Source organism: Arthrobacter sp. Rue61a (assembly GCF_000294695.2).
GTDB lineage: Bacteria > Actinomycetota > Actinomycetes > Actinomycetales > Micrococcaceae > Arthrobacter > Arthrobacter aurescens_A.
The window spans coordinates 3,652,370-3,674,981 of record NC_018531.1 but is presented as its reverse complement, the minus strand read 5'-3'; the positions used below and the strand labels follow the sequence as shown (position 1 = coordinate 3,674,981).

Annotated in this window: 23 protein-coding genes; 14 read left to right on the top strand and 9 right to left on the bottom strand. The window is 59.7% G+C overall.

Annotated elements, in window-relative coordinates; genetic code table 11:
• Nucleotides 1–125: 125 nt before the first annotated feature.
• The 3 genes from ARUE_RS16730 to ARUE_RS16720 form a co-directional block, all read right to left on the bottom strand.
• Nucleotides 126–1,346 carry an FG-GAP repeat domain-containing protein gene (locus tag ARUE_RS16730; RefSeq protein WP_043470608.1) on the bottom strand — a complete coding sequence of 407 codons (1,221 nt, stop codon included), beginning with the start codon at nucleotides 1,344–1,346 and terminating at the stop codon, nucleotides 126–128.
• Between the two features lie 109 nt (nucleotides 1,347–1,455).
• Complete coding sequence (locus ARUE_RS16725; protein WP_011775827.1) at nucleotides 1,456–1,968, bottom strand: hypothetical protein; 513 nt, start codon at nucleotides 1,966–1,968, stop codon at nucleotides 1,456–1,458.
• Nucleotides 1,969–2,095: 127 nt separating this feature from the next.
• Nucleotides 2,096–2,677, bottom strand: coding sequence for a DUF1349 domain-containing protein (locus ARUE_RS16720; RefSeq protein ID WP_014922570.1), 582 nt, complete (start codon nucleotides 2,675–2,677; stop codon nucleotides 2,096–2,098).
• Between the two features lie 334 nt (nucleotides 2,678–3,011).
• On the opposite strand from ARUE_RS16720, the gene ARUE_RS16715 reads away from it, so the two are divergent.
• Both ARUE_RS16715 and ARUE_RS16710 read left to right on the top strand, forming a co-directional pair.
• A complete protein-coding gene (locus tag ARUE_RS16715; protein ID WP_043470605.1) occupies nucleotides 3,012–3,962 on the top strand; it encodes an Ltp family lipoprotein in 951 nt (316 codons plus the stop codon).
• Between the two features lie 170 nt (nucleotides 3,963–4,132).
• A complete protein-coding gene (locus ARUE_RS16710; protein ID WP_014922568.1) occupies nucleotides 4,133–4,552 on the top strand; it encodes a GNAT family N-acetyltransferase in 420 nt (139 codons plus the stop codon).
• Nucleotides 4,553–4,750: 198 nt separating this feature from the next.
• Here ARUE_RS16710 and ARUE_RS16705 read toward each other — a convergent pair whose 3' ends face one another.
• A complete protein-coding gene (locus ARUE_RS16705; RefSeq protein WP_014922567.1) occupies nucleotides 4,751–5,194 on the bottom strand; it encodes a peptidase inhibitor family I36 protein in 444 nt (147 codons plus the stop codon).
• A gap of 204 nt (nucleotides 5,195–5,398) precedes the next feature.
• Between ARUE_RS16705 and ARUE_RS16700 the strand changes: the two genes are divergently transcribed.
• Nucleotides 5,399–5,758, top strand: coding sequence for an iron chaperone (locus ARUE_RS16700; RefSeq protein ID WP_014922566.1), 360 nt, complete (start codon nucleotides 5,399–5,401; stop codon nucleotides 5,756–5,758).
• A 48-nt stretch (nucleotides 5,759–5,806) separates the two neighbouring features.
• Here ARUE_RS16700 and ARUE_RS16695 read toward each other — a convergent pair whose 3' ends face one another.
• Nucleotides 5,807–6,826, bottom strand: a complete 1,020-nt coding sequence (locus ARUE_RS16695; RefSeq protein ID WP_286139783.1) for a hypothetical protein — start codon at nucleotides 6,824–6,826, stop codon at nucleotides 5,807–5,809.
• A gap of 217 nt (nucleotides 6,827–7,043) precedes the next feature.
• On the opposite strand from ARUE_RS16695, the gene ARUE_RS16690 reads away from it, so the two are divergent.
• The 4 genes from ARUE_RS16690 to ARUE_RS16675 are packed head-to-tail and all read left to right on the top strand — an operon-like array spanning nucleotide 7,044 to nucleotide 9,079.
• Nucleotides 7,044–7,691, top strand: coding sequence for a hypothetical protein (locus ARUE_RS16690; RefSeq protein ID WP_014922564.1), 648 nt, complete (start codon nucleotides 7,044–7,046; stop codon nucleotides 7,689–7,691).
• A gap of 45 nt (nucleotides 7,692–7,736) precedes the next feature.
• On the top strand, nucleotides 7,737–8,159 hold the full coding sequence (locus ARUE_RS16685; RefSeq protein WP_014922563.1) for a hypothetical protein: 423 nt from the start codon (nucleotides 7,737–7,739) through the stop codon (nucleotides 8,157–8,159).
• A gap of 36 nt (nucleotides 8,160–8,195) precedes the next feature.
• A complete protein-coding gene (locus ARUE_RS16680; RefSeq protein WP_014922562.1) occupies nucleotides 8,196–8,621 on the top strand; it encodes a hypothetical protein in 426 nt (141 codons plus the stop codon).
• 56 nt (nucleotides 8,622–8,677) lie between these two features.
• Nucleotides 8,678–9,079 (top strand): hypothetical protein, encoded by a 402-nt coding sequence (locus ARUE_RS16675; protein ID WP_043470599.1) that lies wholly within the window; start codon nucleotides 8,678–8,680, stop codon nucleotides 9,077–9,079.
• Nucleotides 9,080–9,160: 81 nt separating this feature from the next.
• Here ARUE_RS16675 and ARUE_RS16670 read toward each other — a convergent pair whose 3' ends face one another.
• A complete protein-coding gene (locus tag ARUE_RS16670; protein WP_286139781.1) occupies nucleotides 9,161–9,664 on the bottom strand; it encodes a hypothetical protein in 504 nt (167 codons plus the stop codon).
• A 198-nt stretch (nucleotides 9,665–9,862) separates the two neighbouring features.
• Entirely contained in the window at nucleotides 9,863–10,042 is a 180-nt protein-coding gene (locus tag ARUE_RS16665) for a hypothetical protein (protein ID WP_014922559.1), read from the bottom strand.
• Between the two features lie 727 nt (nucleotides 10,043–10,769).
• Between ARUE_RS16665 and ARUE_RS23450 the strand changes: the two genes are divergently transcribed.
• The 6 genes from ARUE_RS23450 (at nucleotide 10,770) to ARUE_RS16635 (ending at nucleotide 18,093) form a co-directional block, all read left to right on the top strand.
• A complete protein-coding gene (locus ARUE_RS23450) occupies nucleotides 10,770–12,791 on the top strand; it encodes a putative Ig domain-containing protein (protein ID WP_353580116.1) in 2,022 nt (673 codons plus the stop codon).
• Nucleotides 12,792–12,974: 183 nt separating this feature from the next.
• Nucleotides 12,975–13,886 carry an alpha/beta fold hydrolase gene (locus ARUE_RS16655; protein WP_162486180.1) on the top strand — a complete coding sequence of 304 codons (912 nt, stop codon included), beginning with the start codon at nucleotides 12,975–12,977 and terminating at the stop codon, nucleotides 13,884–13,886.
• A 389-nt stretch (nucleotides 13,887–14,275) separates the two neighbouring features.
• On the top strand, nucleotides 14,276–15,376 hold the full coding sequence (locus ARUE_RS16650; protein WP_014922556.1) for a ferredoxin reductase: 1,101 nt from the start codon (nucleotides 14,276–14,278) through the stop codon (nucleotides 15,374–15,376).
• Nucleotides 15,377–15,389: 13 nt separating this feature from the next.
• On the top strand, nucleotides 15,390–16,550 hold the full coding sequence (locus ARUE_RS16645; protein WP_014922555.1) for a fatty acid desaturase family protein: 1,161 nt from the start codon (nucleotides 15,390–15,392) through the stop codon (nucleotides 16,548–16,550).
• A 161-nt stretch (nucleotides 16,551–16,711) separates the two neighbouring features.
• Nucleotides 16,712–16,942 carry a helix-turn-helix domain-containing protein gene (locus ARUE_RS16640; RefSeq protein WP_014922554.1) on the top strand — a complete coding sequence of 77 codons (231 nt, stop codon included), beginning with the start codon at nucleotides 16,712–16,714 and terminating at the stop codon, nucleotides 16,940–16,942.
• Between the two features lie 386 nt (nucleotides 16,943–17,328).
• The gene (locus ARUE_RS16635) at nucleotides 17,329–18,093 is read left to right on the top strand and encodes an alpha/beta fold hydrolase (RefSeq protein ID WP_286139780.1); all 765 of its coding nucleotides are present in this window, start codon (nucleotides 17,329–17,331) and stop codon (nucleotides 18,091–18,093) included.
• Nucleotides 18,094–18,522: 429 nt separating this feature from the next.
• Here the strand turns inward: ARUE_RS16635 and ARUE_RS16630 are convergent, their stop codons facing one another.
• Together ARUE_RS16630 and ARUE_RS16625 are read right to left on the bottom strand one after the other, a co-directional pair.
• Nucleotides 18,523–19,230, bottom strand: coding sequence for an SGNH/GDSL hydrolase family protein (locus ARUE_RS16630; protein ID WP_014922552.1), 708 nt, complete (start codon nucleotides 19,228–19,230; stop codon nucleotides 18,523–18,525).
• Between the two features lie 228 nt (nucleotides 19,231–19,458).
• On the bottom strand, nucleotides 19,459–21,531 hold the full coding sequence (locus ARUE_RS16625; protein ID WP_014922551.1) for an acyltransferase family protein: 2,073 nt from the start codon (nucleotides 21,529–21,531) through the stop codon (nucleotides 19,459–19,461).
• Nucleotides 21,532–22,001: 470 nt separating this feature from the next.
• On the opposite strand from ARUE_RS16625, the gene ARUE_RS16620 reads away from it, so the two are divergent.
• Nucleotides 22,002–22,280, top strand: a complete 279-nt coding sequence (locus ARUE_RS16620; protein WP_014922550.1) for a hypothetical protein — start codon at nucleotides 22,002–22,004, stop codon at nucleotides 22,278–22,280.
• The last annotated feature ends 332 nt before the right edge of the window (nucleotides 22,281–22,612 follow it).

The following is a 22,612-nucleotide window of genomic DNA, read 5'->3' as shown; positions in this document are numbered from 1 at the left end:
GCTTCCTTACTAAGGCTACATCAGCTGCTCTTCGGTGACGCTTGGGGCACTGCACTGGCCGGTTTCGCAGTAAGGCGGAGTCGCCGGACATAGTGCGATGATCTCAGCGTCCCGCGCCTTACGTTTTAGATGAGACTGCTGAAGATGTCCCATCCGTTGCCGATCTGGCCTTGCTTGAACAGCGAGTAGCGTCCGTCAATGCCGATGTTGTCGTAGCGAAAGAGATCTCCGTCGTGGGTATAGGCGATGAGCTCACTGCTGGAAATGTTGTACGACTTCTCGGAGGGGCCGGCGCTGCTGATCTCGGCCATTTCGTCCCAACCGTGGCCTACCAACGATGGTCCGGCCCAACCGCCATGTCCGTCAGAGGGGTACTGGTAGAGGAAGCCACTGCGATCGCGGGCGAAAATGTCCGCTGTCCCATCACCGGTGGAATCGCCGGCTGCAATGATTTTGTCGAAGACTTGCCAGCCGGCTCCTACTTGTGAAGGCGCGAGCCAGCCGCCGTCGCCGCTACTCGGGTAAAGATGCAGGTTTCCCGAACGGTCACGCGCTAGGACGTCGTTGAGGCCGTCACCGTCGAAATCCCCAGGCCCAACGATCGAATCGAAGATGCCCCAGCCGGAACCAACCTGTTTGGGTGGGAGCCAGCCTCCCTTACCGTCGCCGGGGTAGAGATGTAGGTTACCGGCGTTGTCCCGTCCCAATATGTCGTTATGCCCGTCTCCATCAAAGTCACCGGGGGAGAAGACGATATCGAAGATGTTCCACCCCGTTCCTACCACCCTGGGTTCATCCCAGGAGCTGGGGAACTGGAGGAGCTCCATGCCAGGCCCCCAGTAAACCCAGTGCGGCTCGTACGTCCGGGGGTAGAGGACAAGGTCCCCACCGTCGGTTCGGCCCAGCAATTCAAAGTTCCCCCGGCCTGTCCAGCCCATGGCCCGGCTGGATGCTTCGATGGGACGCGTCACTCTGCTGTAGAAGACCTGTGGTACCGCACATTGGGTGTGGACGTTCATGGAGATACGCTTACCCCGGTCCTCGGGGATGAGTTTCAGGAATTCCCCTTGCCGCTCGGCTGGTAGGGGAACGCCGTTACTGAGCCATTCAAGAACAAACCCGTTCGGGGCTTCCTCAGTTTTGCACTTCTGAAACTGTGTTATCCCCAAGGTCAGCTCGGACCCCACAAAGGGCAAGCCCACTATGGGCGGTATGTACGACGATGCCTGTGGCGCGGACTCGACGCCGTCTTTAGCTACGGCCGGCGGTAACCCAGCCACCGTTGAACTCAACAACACCGCGGCAAGAACAGCCGATTTCACTGCAAGTGCACGAAAAGTTCCCATGATCCCCCAAGCCCCACCCATTTCAAGCGCTAATTTGAGCCGAGCCTAGCATTCATGTTGGGCAGATTTTGATGCCTCGGTTCCACGAAAAACGGGTCGTGAGGGATTGTCAGGAGAGCTCAAACGCAGGACGACCGCCGCCCCGCTCGGCGCTGTGCACATGCAGGGCGTGGCGCATGGCTTGGCGGTTGTCTTCGGCGAATTGAGGGTGGCCGGCCACACGGTAGAGGTCCGCTGCCCACTGAAATTCATCCGCGGCGGCACGGAAACGGGCTTCGTCGAAAAGCCGCCGCCCGATGTGGTGGCGAACGTACGCCTCCTCTTCCGGTGACTGGACTGTTCGGAGTGCTTTTTCGTGGAGAACTGCGGCGTCGTGCCAGCGGTATTGGCGTTGATTGATCTGGGCCAGGACCAGCAACAGCTCTCGGCGGTCAGGTGTATGAGGCAGCAACTTGAAGCCTTCGTCCAAGGCTTCGGTGTCCCGGCCAAGTAGCGCCAGATACCTTACGCGCTCCACCGGAGGGCACTCGCCTGCCAACGCAGCTTCCAGGGCTTTGCGGTTGATCACCACGTCGCGGAACGTCGCAGGATCAGTACGCCAAAGACTTGCAGTATCTTCCACCGTGATGTGCCCCCCATAGGCTTGTTATGGAGCCAACTGAGTCGCAGCACTGCCAATCGCAGGCTGCCGGAACTTCCATAATCTCATGAACGCTTGGGCCCGCAAGCTCGCTCCGATGGGGCTGGCCTCAGTGAAGCTGGCTGTCGGCTGGCGTAGCCCGCCAGGAGTGAAAAGGGACGGTCAACCCTGCACGTGTTGGTGCGCAGGTGAACGGCCCGGCGACGGTCACCAGGTCAGATGCCAGCGGCACAACACGTACTAGTCGGAGTTCGTTGCTGCCCGAAGCGGCCCTTATGGTGAGGGCGTCGCCGGAACGGCTGACCCTCATGCGGACCCGCCCGCCGTTCCAATCCGGAACAGGCGCCAAGGACCAGTCCGAGAAGCGGTTGGTGACCACCGCGCCCACTTGAGCGGCGCCGTCGGCGAATTCGACGCCCGCCTTGATCCAATGCTCGGCGCTGATGCGGACAAAGATGCCCGCTTGGTCGAACTGTTGGGAAAACGCGGCCGTGAACTCAACCTCCATCGCGCTGTCCTGCGGGAAGGGGGCGAGCAGCGCGTGCTCGGTGTCGTGGATGAATCCGTAGGACGTGACGCGCCAAGCGTCACTGCTTTCGGCTGCAGTCACCAGGAGGTCACCTGCCTGCTCGACGACGGCGGCCGGCTGGTTTGTCCACTCGCCGCGGTTCCAGGGGATATCGGTAATCACAGGACTCCTCAAATGTTTCGGTATGCATGCAGCTGCGTTGTTTCAGGCATCCGGTGTTTGGATCAGGGTAATCGACTATGGCGTTCCGATTCCAAGGACGTGGGAATGGTGACCCGTATAGCGTTTAGGGCACCTTCACCGGGCATTTTTGCGGGCGGGTCTTACGGGAATCCAGTAGCCCTTGAACGGCGGGACTTCGATGCGCGTTTGATGTGGCCCGTGGGGACCGTCTTACGGGCGCGAAAATGCGGATGCCCCTGACTAGGTTCTCGTAACCCTCCAATCCGGGGACCACCTGGAGATTCACCGCTGATCAGGGCGGCAGATAAATGACATGGAGTCCGGCCAGCTGTCCCGGTCGCATACAATGCTGACAAATATCGAACTCATGGGGGAACAATTGAATAAGTTTTTTCCGGCCACCATCACTGTCGCCGTCCTAGCATTGACCGGTTGTGGCGGCGGAGGCTCCGAGGCCCCAGCGGAACCCACTCCAGAAACCACCAAGGCTGTCTTTTCGGCCGATCAGACCTGCGACCAGCTCTTCGACAAGGGTGACGAAGGTCGAATGTTCGGAGCGGTAGCCTTCTTGCAAAACCTACCGGACCCTGTCACTGAGAACGACCAAACCAAGGCAAAAACTATTGTCGCTGACCTTGAGTACGTGGCTGGCACCGCCAACGATGAGATGAAACCTCTCATCATTGACATGGCTAAAACGCTGGACGGCTTTGCCTCAGCTGAGGGCGCCAAAGTGCACGTCAACGTTGATTCCTTCAAATCGGCCGGAAGCAAACTTATCGACCTGTGCCCAACTCAGGCGGAAGCCTATGGGGATGAAAAATTGAAGAAAGAAGCTGCGGTCAAAGCAAAGGCCGACGCAGATGCAGCGGCCGAGACCAAAGCTGAAGCCGACGCCGCGGCCAAGGCCAAAGCGGCCGCCGATGCCGCAGCCGCTAAAGCTGCCGCCGATGCTGAAGCCGCTGCCAAGGCCGGAACGGTCAGCCAACAGAACGCTCGGGGGAAAGCTGCAAGCTACCTCAAGTTCTCTGCATTCTCGCGCACCGGCCTCATCGGACAACTGGAGTACAACAAGTTCTCAACTGCAGATGCAACGTGGGCGGTTGACACCATGAAAGTCGACTGGAACGAGCAAGCGGCCAAGAAAGCCGCGAGCTACCTGAAATTCAGCTCCTTCTCGCGTTCCGGGCTTGTCGACCAGCTAATCTACAACGGCTTCACTCCTGAGCAAGCCGAGTACGGCGTGAGCACTACCGGGCTTTAGCGATACGACCCAGTTGTGGCTGTGCCGGCCGATGCTGGAACTGGGCCAACCGAGTAGCGATGTTCGAAACTGTTCCCCAGCACGCTAAGGGATAACCGGATTCTGTGGGGCGTCCTGCGGGGGACCGGCCTACGCGCAACGTAAAGGCTTATGGCTGCGAGGATCGACACATGGATTACGTGATCACCGCTGAGATACCCGCCGCTGACGAGCTCATGAAGTTGTATGGCTCGGTGGAATGGACCGCTTATACCGACGACCATGCAACTCTTGGCGCCGCCGTTGATGGTTCGTTCTGCGTCCTTACGGCGAGAAACACAGTTGGTAAGTTGGTCGGGCTAGCGCGGACAGTTTCTGATGGTTACACGATCGCCTATATCCAGGACATCCTGGTATCGGCAGAGTACCAACGACTGGGAATCGGCGGAGCACTGCTGGACGAATTGCTGCACCGAACCGAGCGGATCAGACAGGTAGTCCTGCTCACGGATGCTGAGCACGCACAGCGCGCCTTTTACGAGTCCCGAGGGTTTACAGAGGCACACGACTTTGCCCCGCACCAGCTTCGGTCTTTTGTTCGTTTTCGTTGATCTCTTAGCGGATTACAGCGTGCCGACATTGGGTGTTCTAGTTTCAAGAAAATGGGACGTCAGGTTGTGTTTGGGACTGGCATCGGCGCCGTATCGAAGCGAGGGTCTGGCGGGCTCAGGTCCGACAACCCGCCACGCCCAAGCCATCAAATTGGGGTGCTTCCTTTTGAAGACGTCCCTGATCTTTTCGTCGGCCGGCTATGCCCAGGATTGATCCCGGTTGATGCATGCGCCTTCGATGTAAATTGAGGTCACCCGGTTCTTCATGCCCATTGAAGCCAAGTTGACGCGTTCTCCACCGTAGGTAGCCCATGCCTCGCCCGTGCAGTTGGGTCCGTCGTAGATGTTGGCTCCGCCTGGGGTGTTGTTGATGAGTGACGCTGCGTTGTTGTTGACTTGGACTCCCCAGCCGTTCGCGCCGGCGGGGCCATCGGTGAAGAGCTCGTTGCTCAGGCCGGCATCACTGTATGCGAAGTCAGCCCGTGCTCCTTCAAAGTTGCTGTTGAAGTACAGGCACACACGGTTTGCCGGGCAGGCTTTGCCCGTACCCGAGGCATTAGCCGCAGGTACCCCCGCTAGCAGGGACGTTGCAGCGAGTCCTAGCAGAGCGCCGGCGCTTGCGATCTTTGAGGCGAGTTTCATGGTTCTTGCTCCTTATCGGGAATGTAGGTGGCCGTCCGGTTTCGCGGAAGCGTGTCTGCGTATCTTCGCGCACGGCTGAGGTGTTCGCGATGGGGTGAACTACCCACGATGTCTGCTCAGCGCTGATGAGTATGGGGCCAACAAGTCCGGGGGGGGGTAAGTGCAGCTGTAATAGGATCGGCCTTGCGGCGAAAGGGAGACCACATGACAGCGGGTTCCATCCTCGAGTACATCGAGCAGTACGACGGTGACGTACGGGAACGGCTGATGACCGTGTACAAACTGATCCGGTCGGCGGTGCCCGATGAAGCTGAAGAATCGATCAGTTGGCGCATGCCGACGTTCAAGCTCGGGACCGAGCCTTTGTTCTTCTTCACTGCAACAAAGAAACACATCGGTTTCTACCCGACCCCGGACGCGATGGAGCACTTCTCGACAGAGTTGGCTGGCTACGGAACCACTGACCACCTTGTTCAACTGCGCCACGACGCCCCGCTGCCCCTCGAGCTCATCCGCGAGATGATCGCGTGGCGGCTGCAGCAGCTGCCTTCTGACGCGGTCTAGATACCCGGCAAACCCTGTACGGGTCTGCCGGGCATCGTGCCTGGGCGGCTACTCCGCATACTGGATGCTGGTCAGGAGGGCCTTAAGGTTCCTGTATTGCTCGGTTTCCATCCACGCTTCAGCATCTTCCGCGGACATTGATACGTCGATGTGTGCAGTCGCAGAGGCTGCTCCGTTGCCCATGATGAGGAAGCTGGAGGCTGAGGTGCTGTCGGGGCCTTCAGTCATGAGAGGCTCTGCCACTACACCCATGAAGTACCGGGTCTCTGTGGTGTCGAAGGGGTATTCATCCCTGAAGAAGGCGAAGTGGGAGGCTCCGTATCGGCTGTCGAAGGCGGTGAGCTTCTGTGAGTCGAGGATGGTGCGGTTCACCGGTCCGCCCACCACACCACCGCCTGCACCGCTGTAGATGCGCGCTACATTGTCGCCGGTCTCGTCGTAGACCTGGGCTACGACAAAGTGATCATCGTCAGCGTAGTGGTCCTCTCCGAATACGGGTTCTTCTTCAGTTTGTGCCGTCCAACCTGCCGGCAGCAGGAAGGAAATGTGCCCGTCGGGGAACGTGAACAAGCCGATCTGCGGGTAGCTTGGCGAGACGTGCGGCGTTGAAGGTTCGGCGGGGGTGATCGGTGTTATCTCAGGTGCGGTGGGGGTGCTTACCGGCGGAACGCTCGACGGCGGAATGGTTGCGGGCGGTGGCGAAGCGAGGGGCGGAGCGGGAACAACAGGGTCGATCGCCACGGCAGGCGCAGTAGGTGCTGCCGGAGCCGGAGCGGTTTCTTCCTGCACGGGAATGGGAGCAACCGGTGCCGCCACAACGGGTACCGAAACATTGACCAATGCCGGTTCACTTAGCTGTGGCGGAGTGCCTTGTTCAGAAGCCGGGGCAGCGAGTGTTTCTTCCAATGGTGCTGCAGGGGACAGGGCAAGGGTGTTGGCTTCTTCTGTTGCAGATGTGAATGAACTACTGGCTACCGGGGTGGATGATGCGCAGGCGGCGAGTGTGAGTGCCAGGGTCAGCGTTACCAGGGTGGCGTACTTGGCATTTCCGGATCGGCGGTACTTCATTTTGGGTTCCTTCCCCCACGGAGTTATTGAGCAGAACTGGGTGCTCATACATGTTGTTTCCGGCAAGGGACCATTGATTACACGCGAGGCCAAGAATCTTTGGGAAGAGCGTGCTTCCCTTCTCACGGGGCCTATGCGGCGACGGCGCGGGCGGCGCAATGGGCACAACTGCCCTCACGGTAAGTTCACTGCCCAGCCACGAGGATGATTTACTGACATGACCGTCACATACTCCTGGGGGATAGGTATGAAGGCCTTGGCTGCCACTTTTTTACTCACGTCGCTGGCGCTCACAGGCTGTGCTGTCACTGTTCCCGGCGGCCCTCCAACAGCGACAACTGCGCCATCACCACCATCCGGTGCAAAGATCTACGCAGGTCTTGATCCGGCGGGTATTGAACAGATCAAGACGTCCAGGACGGCAATTTTCGACATGAAGTTCGGGACGCTCACCAAAGAGAGTGTCGGCCTGGAAGACGGCACCAACCAGGCCCCGGATGTCTTGATGTCCGATGGCGTGATGGAACTGAAAATCGAAGCGCCTACAGGTCTGATAAGAGCCGAGACGGATCGGCTCCGGCTCAACGGCATGAATAGCGGCCCGGAATTTCGTGAAATCACGTACTTCCTTAAGACCGAATCGTTGAAGGACTTCATTGCTCTGATCCGCGACGGCGTGGACCGCTACGGAATTCCGAGCGAATCAGCAGAGGACTGGATCGAATCTGTGTCCAGCCGGCCGGAGGACAAGAGTGACTTTGCCCTGGCGCCGGGCACTTCCACAGGCCTTCGGGTCCAGTATGACCTCCGCTACGACGGTTCAAAGGACGTGCAAGTGATTATTGTGCACGTTCACCCCGTCTAGCCCGTACCTGTCCCTCGCCAAGATTTTCACCAGGAAGAGAGCACCGTGGAACCCCACAGCCCGTACCCGCCGAATTATTTCCCGCACCAGCCCGGACAGGTCCAAGTTCCGCCGTTGCCTGCATGGGCAAGGACGTTCCGGACAATCCTCCTCATCCTCGCTGGCGTTCTGGTGGTCCTGCTGCTGCTTCTCATTGCTGTGGGCACCGGATCTATCGATATGTATACCGAAGACGGCCTTGGCGCTTTACAGGCTGTCATTTGGCTTTGCCTGGGAATGCTCCTGCTGGCAATCCCATACGTGATCGCCAGCGTCATCTACGCTGCTCTGTGGGCCACCAAGCTGCGCGGCCGAGGTTACCGCCGGTACCCGGCGACTACCTGGATCTTGGTTGCAGGCCCCATTCTTGCTGCGTTGCCTGCATTGGCCCTCATCGGGCTGATCACGGCTGACCCCAGCATGTTGTGAAACTGTAATTAGCTGACAGTAAAGGAAGAACGGACCATGACTTCGGACCGCGAGCGGCACAACGATGCCGTATACGCCGAGCACAAGGCGGCAGTCGCAGCCGGGGAAAAGCGGGTACTCCGCAACACCAGCACCGGCGAGTTGCACAGCTACCCGGCCGACGAGATTGGCTTTACTCCAGGCAGCGGTCAAGCTCAGGTCAGCACTTGGTGGGGAATGGGGATCCTCGCGGTCTTCGCCGCCCTGATCACTGTCCTATCGGTGGTGCTCTTGCTGGCCCCGCTGAAACAGGGTCAGGGTCCGATGTGGGGCGCGCTGTTCTTGACTGCTCTGGCTGGTGCCTTCACGTTCTATGCATTCACGCTGGCCCGCCAGGAATACCGGGCGACGCAGCTCCGAAAGCTGCGCGGGTCACCGAAGCCGGGCTCATCCGGCAGGGTAGACATACCCTCGAATCATTAGTTAAACGTGCCTTGGGGGACACCGGAATGCGACGTGGAACAAAAATAGGCCTAGCCGTGCTGGCATTGCTTACGCTCACTGCAGCGAGCTGCGATGACAGGCCATTCACCCGCGACTATGCCCGGTCCATTCCAAACTCTGCTATTCAGGTGGGCGAGTACACGGACAGGACCTGGGAGTACGTGGATGGGGCTGGCACCACCAGGGAACTCGATAAGTGCGAGGACTTGAGCCCGTGGGATGTCGCCTACAGTTGCGCCTCACCTGACGGATCGGTTGTGCTGACTTTCAATGAATCCAAATATGGTATAAAGAAGCCCACCCTCCTCATTGGCGACGAGGAGGTGCCTCTTTACTGCACCAACAACGGCTTTGCGGGTGACAGGCTGCGATTCTGCATACCGGTCTCGGACCCTGCCGTTCCGCCTCAGCCGGTCCCTCGCCGGGATAAGTCATAACCGCGCGTACGGCACTGCGAATCAGGAGCGGTACGCGTACGACGGCGTTGCTGCCGCCGCCTCATGTGGCGACCGCGCCGGTTAGACGAGCAGTCTAGGTTGTCCTTCGGAATCGCGTCCCAGCCGTGCAAACAGCATGAGCACCAGCGCGGTTCCGGACAGGACTCCGTCCGCAATGCCTGCGGGAAGAAGGAAGATCATCAGCGCCAGCGTGACGACGCAATTGGTCAGTGAAAGGCCAAGCCCCCATAGACGGTTGCGCAGAAGGCCGATGGCGCCAAGAACACGGAGTGCAGCAAAGACTCCGCTCATCGCCATCATGAGATACAGGTTCTCCTGCAGGTACGGCAAAGCGAAGACATCGGCTCTTTCAACAATCAATTCCTGAGGGACACCGATGGCGAGAAGCACAAGCAGCCCGATGAATACGAGCCCCTCCATCAGGATGCCCTGAGCCAGAAGCAGCGCACCCGCCCACCGGTAATGCCGCCGTCGAGTTTCTTGCAAGAAGAGGTGCCGTTCTGTCGCCACCGCCGGTCCAGACAGTGTCGGCATCAGGAAGCCGCACTTTCCGCTGGCGAGCACGGGGCAGGCGTTTGGGCGGATGACATGGGGAAGGGCTCGCAGACTGGGAGAGGAGGAGCGGGGGAGCCAGGTTGTGAGCCAGGGCATCCCGCCACGCAGCCACCCAGCAGCACGCCGGTAGTGATCACAGCGCCAAACCCCCAAGTCATGGCTTTCAATCTAGCAGCGCCCCGGCAGCGTCAAGAAAGTGGTTATCGACTAGGCGCGCCTTGTTGGGGGCGCGTCGTTTTTCTCCGAGTCCCTCTCCTGTGAGGGTTCCGGCGCTTCGTGGTGACCACGGCGTTCGGCCCGGTGCAGCCCAGCGAGCATCATGATGATGACACCCACCCACATGACGGCCGCAGCCAAGACAAAGCCCATCAGAACCAGAGCCTGCATGAGCGAATTCTATCCATACCCTCGTCAACGAAAGGCAGCGACATGCGGCCGCTAAAACTCAAGGAAAATGGGCCCTCACAGCAAGTAGTGGGCTCTCGGTTGAGGCTGAAAGACGAGTACCGACTACTCGTGCGCGGAGCGCCACCACTGGTCTTTACTGAACACAGCGGTTCGGGAAGTGCCACCAATAAACCCCCAATATTTGGTGGTTGCACGATCCGCAGGCCGGGGCCGGACACGGTACCCAAATACAGTTGTCCGGCCCCTCGCCCAACCGCTGACCGGCTACGGTTCATGACTTGATTCTGCGGTTAATGTTTCGTAAGGTCCGGCCCCAAAGAATCAGGACGGGCACACCCATGCTAGGTTTTCTCCATCGTTTGCATTTGGGGGTGCATCTGTAGCTCCCTCCCCGGAAGACAGAGGCTCGGGCATGGGATCTAAGAAATCGCGTCGTTTGGCGGCAACCGTTGTAGCAACTTGTTTTGTGACCGGGCTACTGCAGGGGCCGGCTTCGGCAACAGTACCTACTTCCGTGTCGTTTGAACTCAAAGATGTTTCACCTTCAGCAGTGAGTGGTTCGGGGCAGCAGTTCACCGACGTACCCACAACGGCTCAGTTCTTCAACGAAATCCAATGGATGGGCTCGAAGGGTATTTCTACAGGGTGGGCCCAGGCAGACGGTACTCGTCTGTACCAGCCGCTCCTTTCCGTTAATCGGGACGCGATGGCAGCTTTCATGTACCGGCTGGCGGGATCCCCGGCGTTCACGGCTCCCGCTATCTCCCCATTTGCCGATGTTCCTCCCGCAGCGCAGTTCTACAAGGAAATCACCTGGCTGGCAGCGCAGGGCGTCTCCACGGGATGGGTCGAATCAGACGGCTCCAAGACCTACCGCCCTCTTCAGCCGGTGAACCGGGACGCGATGGCAGCTTTCATGTACCGTTTGGCGGGATCTCCTGCCTTCACAGCTCCCACGGTGTCTCCGTTCGCCGATGTTCCTCCCACAGCGCAGTTCTACAAGGAGATCACCTGGTTGGCGTCCACCCGTATCACCACAGGTTGGTCGGAAGCTGATGGCTCCAAGACCTATAGGGCGCTATCGCCTGTGGCCAGGGATGCCATGGCGGCCTTCATGTATCGGTACGACGAGATGAAGAACCCGCCGCAAACAACTCCCCTGGAGCTTGGATCAAGCTGGCCGTGGGCTGGCGTGGGGGAGCCATACTATGGCTCGTTATCGGCTTCGGGTGGGACATATCCATACACGTTCTCCATCTCGGGGGCGGTCCCAGCCGGCCTTACTTTCAACACGTCCATCGGGCAGCTTAAGGGAACACCGTCCGCGGCAGGAACCTCGGCTCTGAAGGTCACCGTCACAGATGCCAAAGGCGTCAAAAAGACGGTTGACACCCTCTTCGGTGTTTCTCCCTCGCCTCTGGCGAACATCAAGTCGGTGACTACAGGAAATAGCTCCGTCTTTGCTGTCGGGCAGGACGGCCGCGTCTGGGCTTGGGGTTTGAACTACGAGGAGAGATTGGGCTTGTCCACTCTGGCTACAAACACGGCGGTTGTTTCGGCTCCTTTCCAGATTCCTGGTCTGACCGACGTGCAGAGTGTCACGGTGAACAGGGGTGGCACCTCTACCACTGTCTTTGCTGTGAAGAACGATGGCTCCGTCTGGGCTTGGGGCAGCAACAAAGAGGGTCTGTTCGCTGACGGCACCACCAAAGATGCCACAACCCCGGTACGGATTCCCAACCTCACAGGGGTCAAGAGCATCGCCACGGCCATACCTCCATCCGGAGTCGGCAGCACCGTGTACGCCACCAAAATCGATGGAACTGTGTGGGCGTGGGGTGCAAACGGTTACGGCCAGCTGGGTAACGGCACAACGACACCCAGCACAACGCCGGTGCAGGTAAAAGGCCTTTCAGGAGTCCAGAGCATTTCAATTCCCCGCGGAACCGTCTATGCCCTGAAGACCGACGGAAGCGTTTGGGCGTGGGGCGACAACCGTGGCGCCGGCCTCGGGTCAATCCAGGTGGACAACATGGGAATGAACCTGTCCTATTCGCCAACCCCGGTTCAGGTGACGGCGTTAGCGGGGGTCAACTCGCTAGCCATGATCGACGATAATATTGTCTTCGCTTTGCAGAACGACGGCACCGTTTGGGCATGGGGCTATGGGTATAGCGGAGAACTTGGGAATGGGACCAAGGACTACACACCCAAACCGGTGAAGGTCCAAGGCCTGACCAACGTCAAGGCAATTTCCGCGAGTACGTCATGGCTCGGGGGCGGAGGTGCGGGCCACGCCCTCAAATCCGATGGCACTGTATGGTCGTGGGGTTCGAATGAGGATGGCCAATTAGGCAACGGCGTCGCAGGCGATTCGTCGGTTCCCGTTCTGACGGCAGGGCTCTCGGGTGTACGTGAGTTCGCATCTTCCACGTACGGGGCAGCAACGTTTGCGATCACTACGGGCGGGGCAGTCTGGTCGTGGGGCGGCAACTCGTCCGGTCAGCTGGGTGACGGTACAACCACTCCGCATGGTTCATCCGACCCATCACTCTTGCCCAAGCTAATCGCTGGCTTGCCCCCTGTACAGAGCATCAGCTTCAACGGCGGTTCCGTATTCGCGCTCACCGTTGATGGTCCTGTATGGGCTTGGGGACAGAACGGCTTTAGCCAGCTCGGGACCCGCGACCATACTGAAGTACTTGGCCCGGTTCAGGTTGGCTGGTAAACCCGGCGCACTGTTTCATCGTGGGGACGATTTCGCACACCTCAAAATTACTTAGAAAGTAGTACTCAAGTGAACCCCTGGGGGTGACGCGCACGGCGCCCGTGACAGGCGAGGCTGGATGCCAGGGGCGCACGGTGTGCCCTGGGAGAGGCACGGTTGAAGAGGTCTGTTAGGAAGTTCCTCGTGGGGGTCACCGCGGTTGGTGCGGTATTGGCGGTCGGCTTGGCGACCACCACCGTGGTGAATATGGTGGCGAGCGAGGGGGAGAGCCACAGGATCGAGCAATACGGGCAGAGGGTGTCGGTGGACGGTGGCGAGATGAACGTCCTTGTCACCGGTGCCGGGCAGGAGAACGTGGTGCTCTTGCCGGGGTTCGGCACGTCGTCGCCCGTCCTGGATTTCGGGCCGCTGGTCAAGGACCTTTCCCCGGACCATCGGGTGATTGTGGTGGAGCCCTTCGGTTACGGACTAAGCGATGGCACGGACAAAGACCGGACCACGGAGAACATCGTGCAAGAGGTTCACGGGGCGCTCGAGGCTCTGGACATTGACCGCTACACGCTGATGGGTCACTCCATCGCAGGCATCTACGGCATCGAATACGCCGCCCGCTACCCGGACGAGGTGACCGCGTTCGTGGGCATCGATACGAGCGTCCCCGGACAGCCGGGCATGGACACGCAGTTCCCCACGGGCCTGATGTCCGCGGCGAAGAACCTCGGCCTGCTCCGCATCATGACCGCTGCCGCCTACGCCAACGACACCTCCGGGAACTACACCGAACACGCCCGTGAGCAGATGCAGATGCTCACCAACCGGAATTCCCTCTCACCCACGTACCTGAACGAGATGGGCCACATCCAGAGCAACTTCGAACGGGCGCTGGGTATGGGCTTCCCGAAGGAGCTGCCGTTGCTGCTGTTCGTGGTCGCGGAGAACAAGCAGACCCCGGAGTGGCTCGAGCTGCACCACCGCCAAGCCGCGAGCGTCACCGATGGCACCGTGGTGCCCCTCCCCGGCGAGCACTACCTCCACCACACGCACGCGGGAGAGATCGCTGACGGGGTGAGGGAGTGGGAGGCGGGGAGGGGGTAGGACTCACCACGCCGGTGCTGCCGCGCCGTTGTCCCCTGAGGCCTACTCGTGCGCACGCCGCCGGTGTTGGTGCTCGTTTCTAGGGAAGTGGAACTCTACCCGTCTGGGTCGCCGGGCGGGGTTTGCATGAAATCCCGGGAGAGTATTACTCTCTTGCTACTGAAACCGGCATGGGCTGCAGGGCCCGGGGAGGAGGAGCGCATCACCGCTGACCAATCCAAGCACTATGTCCCGTTTCCGTTGAAAGCCCCTCCCGAGGGGCTTTCCCTTTGTCCAGTAGTACTGCGCTGGCAAGAGATGTTGTAAGTATGCTTATGATATTTGCTAGTACGGAAATTCCGCTTCATACGGTCACAGTCCTCGTTCTCCCTCGTTGTGAAGAGTAGTGCATGTTCAGTTTTCGGCCGCTGGCCCGTATCGCCTCTGTTTTGACCACTCCGCTCGCCCCGGAAGATGTCATGGCGCTGTTCAATCCGGTCTATTCGTCTCGCCAGTTGCGTGCAGTGGTCACGAGGGTGGTCCCGGAGACTGCTCAGTCGGCAACTATTTTTTTCCGGCCCGGCAGGGGCTGGCATGCCCACCTTGCTGGTCAGTGGGCCAGGGTCGGGGTGGAGCTCAATGGGGTGCGTCAGTGGCGTTCCTATTCCCTGAGTGCGCCGGCGGGCGAAGACCCGGCCATCACAGTTACCGATGTTGGTTCCGTGTCCGGAGCCCTGGTCCGCGAGACAAAGGTCGGTGACGTTCTCTTCCTGGCCCCGCCTCAGGGCGATTTTGTCCTGCCGGAGCACCCCCGGTCCCTTCTGATGCTCACTGCGGGAAGCGGCATCACTCCGGTCATGTCAATGATCCGAACACTTGTTCCGAGCCGTCCCGACGCGGACGTTGTACTCATCCATTCCTCGCGTGGGGAAGGTGACAGTATCTTCCGCGAGGAAGTGGCTGAACTTGCTGATCAGTTTCCCAATTTCCGCCAGGTGCAATGGCACACTCACGGTCGTGGACGCATGGACTTTACATCTACAGCCGATCTCGAAGAATTATGCCCGGACTGGCGGGACAGGGCCGCATATGCCTGCGGCCCGGAGACTTTCCTGGATGATGCTGAGGCACTGTGGAAGCAAGCAGCGGCGGCTGAGGCCATCACCGCGGGAGGGAAAACAGACAGCGGAGCGGGGCAGGGATCGCTCACCATTGAGCGGTTCAGTACCGAGTTCAAGGGAGGCAGCGGCAGCGAAGGTGGCTTGGTTACCTTTGAAGCTTCCGATCGTGAGGTCATGGCCGACGGCGGCGTCCCCCTCCTCGACGTCGGCGAGGACGCTGGTGTCCTCATGCCCAGTGGATGCCGCATGGGCATCTGTCACAGCTGCCTGACTCCGCTGCTGTCAGGTAGCGTCCGGGACCTGCGCACTGGTGAAGTGCATGGCGCACCCGGCGAACTCATCCAAACGTGTGTTTCGGCAGCCGCCGGGCCCGTCAACCTCGAAATCTGAGGAGTACAACCGCATGTCAGTAGTTTCAGCCAAAGGCCCAGCCACCGCCGTCGGGCTCAAGACGCGGCCCGGAGCTCTTGCCGAGGATGGCAGGCCAACGGTGCGTCCACCGGCAGCCGCGCACCTGAGTGACGAGCAAGTGGCTGAACTGGGCCGCGAGCTCGATGCCATCCGTGACGACATCCTGGGCAAGCGCGGCTCCACCGATGCTGCGTACATCAGGCGAATGATCAAGATTCAACGGGCGTTGGAAGTCTCTGGACGTGCCGCGCTGCTGGTCAGCAAGAATAAGACCGCATGGATCACCGGCACAGCGCTCCTCAGCGTCGCCAAGATCCTGGAGAACATGGAACTGGGCCACAACATCCTCCACGGCCAGTGGGACTGGATGCGCGATCCGGACATCCACTCCACTACCTGGGAATGGGACTTCGTTACTCCGTCGCGTTCGTGGCAGCACACGCACAACGATCTTCACCACCGCTGGACCAACGTGGTGGGCAAGGACCGCGACGTCGGATACAACCTTCTGCGCATGGATCCCGATCAGGAATGGAAGCCCTTCAACCTGGGCAACCCCCTCTACAACGCCCTGCTCGCGCCCGTCTTCGAATGGGGCATAGCCATCTACGACCTGGAGATCCCCGAATACAAAGAGGGCCTGAAATCCAAGGAGGCCATGAACAAAGACCTCAAAGCGCTGGGGCGTAAGGCTGCTAAACAGTTCGCCAAAGACTACGCAGCCACTCCCGCGTTGGCCATGCTCACAGGCTCCGGGAAGCAAGCCCTCTACGGCACACTGGCTGCCAACGCCATCCGCAATGTCTGGGCCCACGCCGTCATTTTCTGCGGCCACTTCCCCGAAGGAACGGACACGTTCACCGAGGAAATGGTGGAAGGCGAAACCCGCGGCGACTGGTACGTACGTCAGATGATCGGATCCGCCAACATCTCAGGGCCCCGATTTATGCACCTCATGACCGGAAACCTGTCGCATCAGATCGAGCACCACCTCTTCCCGGACCTTCCGTCCAACCGCTACGCCGAGATCGCCCCGAAGGTCCGGGACATCTGCCAACGTTACGACCTGAAGTACACCACAGGGCCCCTGCTGAAACAGGTCGGCTCCGCGTGGGCCAAAGTCTTCAAGCTCGCGCTACCACCACGGCGGTAGGGAGGCACCCTCCGTCCACTTGGCGCTGCAAAAGCCCTCGAACCCTGGGGCGGACACTCTGGGGCATTGCATCTGTGAATTGGTGACATAGTTCAGGCCATATTGAAGGTCCGCCCCGTTGGGCCTCGTATTCCGGCCCTAGCCACTTCTACGATAGATGGATGTCCACTGAAGCCAAGAAGCACCGGTTCCTGACTGTTGAGCAGGTTGCCGAGGAACTGAACGTGTCCGTGAGCCAGATCCGGGCGTTGTTGAAGTCAGGTGAACTCCGTGGGATCCAGGTCGGTGGCCGGAGTGTGTGGCGTATTGCTATCAGCGATGTTGAGGACTACATCACTGAGGCCTATCGACTCACGGCGGAGCGGATCATTGCGGGGGAGCTGCCCGAGTAAATGACCGGTGCTACACCGAACACCCTCCGCCCATCGCTGCCTGGCGGACCAGTCGCCGCAGCCTAACTGATCGCGGCGTGCTACCGCGCCCATGGAACCGTGCCTACCGTGGCAGCAGCATCGGACAGCGAAGAAGCCGAGCTGTACCGGTCCCTGAAGAGGCTCCTTCTGCAAGCAGACCCCGGAGTGGCTCGAGCTGCACCATCGCCAAGCCGCGAATGTCACCGACGGTACCGTGGTGCCCCTCCCCGGCCGTAAGGGAGTGAGAGGCGGGGCCGGTGTAGGTGCACACCCTCCTATCAGCGGCGGGCCGAGCGTACGCTGGGGCCATGGAGCGCGAAGTCAGGACCGTCTCTTTGAACACGGGGATCAGAGTGCCCTGTTTCGTGCAAGGGAATCTTGAGCAAACAGCCGACGACGGCGTCGCGCCGCTGCTGCTATTGCATGCGTGGAGTGAATCCTGGCGGAGTTTCGGACGGCTGATTGCCTCGCTTCCCGACCTCACTATCGTGGCACCGGACCTTCGCGGCCACGGCGGCGCCGATAAACCCAGCGGCGGGTACACGCTGTCCGAGGTAGCAGAGGATATTGCCGCAGTGCTGGAGGCTCTGGGCATAGCACGCGCCAATGTACTGGGTTCCTCCAGCGGGGGCTACGTGGCTCAGCAACTGGCGGTCATGCGTCCGGATCTGCTGGCCTCGCTGGTCCTGGTAGGAAATCCACTGAGCCTCCATACGAGACCGCCGTTTGCGGATGAGGTGGATGCACTGACCGATCCAATCTCAGAGGACTGGGTTCGGGATTCTTTGTCCTGGTACCGATTGCTGCACACAGTGCCTGCAGCCTACATAGAGGAGCGGGTACGGGACGGTCTGTCCATGCCTGCGTCCATCTGGAAAGAATCCCTGCGTGGCTACTACCAAGCCCTCCCGCCGACGGAAGCAAGCAACATTTCAGTCCCCACACTCATACTCTGGGGCGCCCACGATCACCTTGTGCCGCGACAGCATCAAGAAACCCTGGCTGTCCGAATCAAGGGCGCACGATTGAAGATCTACGAGGACACCGGTCACCTCGTGCTGTGGGAGTGCCCGGAGCGAGTGGCAGAGGATGTGAGGAGCTTTCTTGGAGAGCTACTCAAAGGCGGGTAACTTCGCGGATCTTTTGGACGTCCGCTCTCTTTGCATTACCTTCTGGCAATACCAGCCGTTGTGCGTAGATTCCGTCTTCTCGCCCAGCATTAGCTGTCCAAGACATTGTCCAGCAAAGCCAAGTCCGCATCGGCGGGATGATGACGCATCTAGTTGTTGTGAGCGCCGCCGAGCTTGTTAACTACAACGGATGGCGTGATGCGTGCGCAGCCGTGCAACGAACGGCCTACGGTGAGAGCCAGTCACAAGAAACGACAAGACGAGTTGCATATCCTCGATGGCAAGAACCGCTGGGGCCTGGTGGACCACTACACCGCGTTCTGGAAGGGCCCTCGCGGCCTTGCCGTGGTTATCAGTCCGGACGGGCTGCACTGCCGCAGGAAGGCTATGCACTCGGCGGGCAGACCGTGGCCCGGCTGGCGGGAATCGTTAGCTAGCTGCTGCGAAGGCGTCCAGGGTCTCTTTGATCTTGGACGCCAAGTAGGCATGCCCGGCGGTGTTGACGTGCCATCCGTCAGTGAATGCGTAGCCGGGGCTGTTCTCGGTTGTCATCCAGCCGTCCCCAAGAGGATTGATGAAGAAGGCGCCTACATCAGCTGCCGCCAGATAGGCCACTTGGTTGACGTTCTTCAGGCTGGCACCATTCGGCATCGGCGCGGCTGGCCCGATGATGACGATCTGGGCATCCGGCCAGTACTGCTTGACGGATGCTACGGTCTCTCGAATTTTCGTTCCGAGTTCAATAGACGTTGCAGGGTAGTCGTTCTGGCTGCCCTGGAACACAACGAGGGACGGCGTCACAGTTCCTGCTGCCCCGAGCCTATCTACCCGCTCTTTGTAGGTGTTCTTGTCCGTGCGGTCAACTCCACCACCTGACCAGAACCCGGTACGTCCAACAGCATCAACAGTGACGTTCCAGCCGTAAGACTGCCCCAGCATGTAGGCGTACCCCTGTGTCTTCATGTCATCAGCACCGTACCCCTGCACGTATGAGTCGCCCATGATCAGCACGGAAGAACCAGCAGGAACCGGAGCGAAAACCGGGGCCGTAGCGGCGACTGCCGTCGGCTGGTTCGAATAGTACGACGCGACTGTGTCTGATACGGGCGGTGGAGGCGAAGCCTGCGCTGTTGCCAATATAACTGCTGCTCCTACGGCCACAGCTGCGACTACGGTCGCTACCGAGCCGACCAGCAGCCGGCGCTTAGTCCTACGACGCAATCTGTCCCCCAAGTATTTTCATATGGTTTGACCCCAATTCTGTGGCCTCCTCAGGAATGCAACATAGACCGGAAATCTGAGGCTCTCTGTCCCGGCAGGCGCCGTCCGGCATCGCGAAATTGGTTTGTGGTTGCCTAATCCTGCTCAATGCTTGGCCGTATCAGCCAAAGCCTCGGCGAACTGTGGCGTCAGGGCTCGACTGGCATCCACGGTGATGTGAAGGGGGTCCTGGTAGAGCAAGACGCCGCCTTTGTTCATGGAGCATTTAGTCTCATCGCAGAACAAGTCGCTCAAGTCAAGGACAGACGCTCCCGTCGCGGACGCAACTTCCTCAATTGCAGTCCGTGCCGGCTGCTGCACCGCGTTTATCTCTGCCCGAGGTACCGTGAGGCTACAGCTGCTAGTCGCCAAAGCGATCACGGAGCAGTGTCCCGGAACGTCTTTATACCCGGCGAACGTGGGATGCGGAAGCGCTTGAACTAGGACGACCTGATGCCCGGCTTCTCGGAGGGCCGATACCGTCCTGCCCAGGCCATTCTCCAAGGCTTCGGACCTGCCTGCGGGTGACGCTTGTACGGAGTTGAGATTGGCACCGATTGCCATGTTTCTCTCGAACCAGTATCCCTCCGTGCTGGCTATGACGACAGTCCCATCTTCCTCTGCTTTCAGCCACGCCAGCGTGGACTCATAGTAGTCCCGGCACAGCTGATCAGGGCCATCGAACGTGTCCCCCACTTGTCGGAATACGTCGAGAAATGGGCATCCTCCGGCCGTTCGCATCGAGAACGGGCGATCTGCTTCCTTTGACGCCTGTATCAGGGGGCCGCTGAACTGGCTGGCATTCGAGTCTCCGACGAGATACACCGCCTGTCCATTCGTGGCATCATTCCACCGGCAGTCGCTGTAGCCTGGGTTTCCTGCAGGACCGTTGGGCATGGTCGCAAACGACATGCATTTCGACCAGCCGGGGTGCAGCGCTTGAATTGCTTGCACCTTTTCGAGGCCCCACCCTTTGGCGGACCCTACGAGCACCAGCCCAGAAAGCAGGATGGCAGGGGCGACCACAAGTGCGGCTACTCGGATGAAGCCCACCTTGGACAGGCCATTCATATCGCGAATCGGCTGCTCTACATAACGGTAGGAAATTATCGCCGGTAAGAGGGCTAATAAAGCTGCACCCGCTTTAGCGAGGAAGCTTCCGGGAAAAATGATTGACGCGAAGACGATCATGGGCCAGTGCCATAGATACCAAGAATAAGACAGGTCGCCCACCCAGACGAAAGGACGGGCGCTCAAGCCTTGGCTAAGCGGGTTCAGTGCGTTGGCGCCACCGTGGAGGAGCAGAGCAGTCCCAAGGACGGGGAGTAGCGTAGCTGGCCCCGGAAAGGGTGTGGAGTCGCTGATCACGTACATGGAGGCCGCGAGTAGGCCCAGCCCGACGATAGACGCGGCTATTGCCGTGTTCCTCGAACGCGGCTCCCGGAGGGCGGGGATGATCGCGACGAGAACACCCGCGCCAAACTCCCATGCACGAGTCAGCGGGCTGTAGTAGCTAGTCAAGAACGGGTGCAGTGGGGGCTCCCAGCCAGCTGCCACAGCCATGGCGAGGCCTGCAGAGAGTGCGGTAATAGCGGCGACACCAGCAATGGGAAGCCCGCGTCCCCATCTAAGCCGGCGGCCAAGGACCAACACGCCTAGGAGGAAGAATGGAAAGACCACGTAGAACTGTTCTTCCACGGATAAGGACCAGATGTGCAGCAGCGGATTCATTTCTGCTGCCGGTTCGAAATAGCCGCCGGTAGCCCTAAAAATGACAGCATTCGCGGCTAGGGCGATCCCTCCGAGCGCTGTAGCGGCCGTGGTCTTCTGTTCTCCCAAAGGAGACTGAAGTAGAGCGGAAGCAATAAGTGTCACGAAAAGAACGAGTGCCAGTGCAGGAGTAAGGCGCCTGAAACGCTTGCCGAAAAACCTTCGAAAGTGGATGCTGCCAGTTGATTGGAATTCGCGCAGCAGCATGCGCGAAATGACGAATCCGGAAATAACAAAGAAGACGTCGACGCCGACGAAACCTCCCGGGATCGTGAGCCCTGCATGGAACAAGACAACGACGGTAACTGCGATAGCGCGCAAGCCCTGAATATCGGCCCTTCGTCTGCCCGAACCTAGGGCTGCCGCTGCTCGAAGTGATCGTCTAGTAGTCAGCGTCGACTGCGCCATTGTTCCCCCATTTGAGCCTGATACTGCGGCCGATTCTACCCGTTTTCGATTGCACTCCCGACCTTGCAACCAAATGGTGACAACATCTGCCCTCCATTCAGAGGCGGGCGCTGCCGCGAGTAACTCGGGGTCTTCCGATACGGTCTATGAGACCGACTATGTGCCCTCACAAGGCGACCATTGTTGCGTGAGATGCTCAGACTCGCTATGGCAGGAGTTTTCAGGCTCACCGAGCGGCTTAACCCCACCGTCGCTACATGTCCGGATACTCCCTGCCAGGGCCTGACTCGTGCACCCTTGTAGCCAGCGGTTGGGCGCGCTGCTAAAGAGTCGTCGCCCTGTCAGTGCGGGCCAGTAGGCCCTCAGCAGGCTGGACTCGTAGTTGATTTCCGCGGCGAAGAACCTCGGACTGCTCCGCATCATGACCGCCCGACACCTCCGACACTTACACCGACCACGCCCGTGAGCAAATGCAGATGCTCACCAACCGGAACTCCCTCACACCCACCTACTTGAACGAGATGGGCCACATCCAGAGCAACTTCGAACGCGCCCTAGGTACGGGCTTCCCGAAAGAGCTGCCGCTGCTGCTGTTCGTGGTCGCGGAGAACAAGCAGACACCGGAGTGGCTCGAGCTGCACCACCGCCAAGCCGCGAGCGTCACAGACGGCACCGTGTTGCCCCTCCCTGGCGAGCACTACCTCCACCACACGCACGCGAAGGAGATCGCTGAAGGGGTGAGGGCGTGAGAGACGGGCGGGTTTAATGGCCTGTTAGAGCAAGAGTAACGATTGCGATGGTTGCTACGAGAAGTATCGCAAGCCCCACGTACGCGGGCCATTTGGGTCCTGTTTTGTGTGGGTTGATGTCTACGTATGGCAAGAGGTTTCGTGTCCCTTCAAAGAGCAACATTGCTAATTGGTGCGATGATTTTTTTGGAGTCTGCACAAGTGCACAGCCCTGGGGTTAGTGGCAGCGGCACGCCTCTGTTTGGGCAACATTTGATTTGAGGCGTGCCGCCTGCATTATCATAAGGCTACTTTCCAAGATTCCTATATGTTTCGGGGAGATCCCAAAGGCC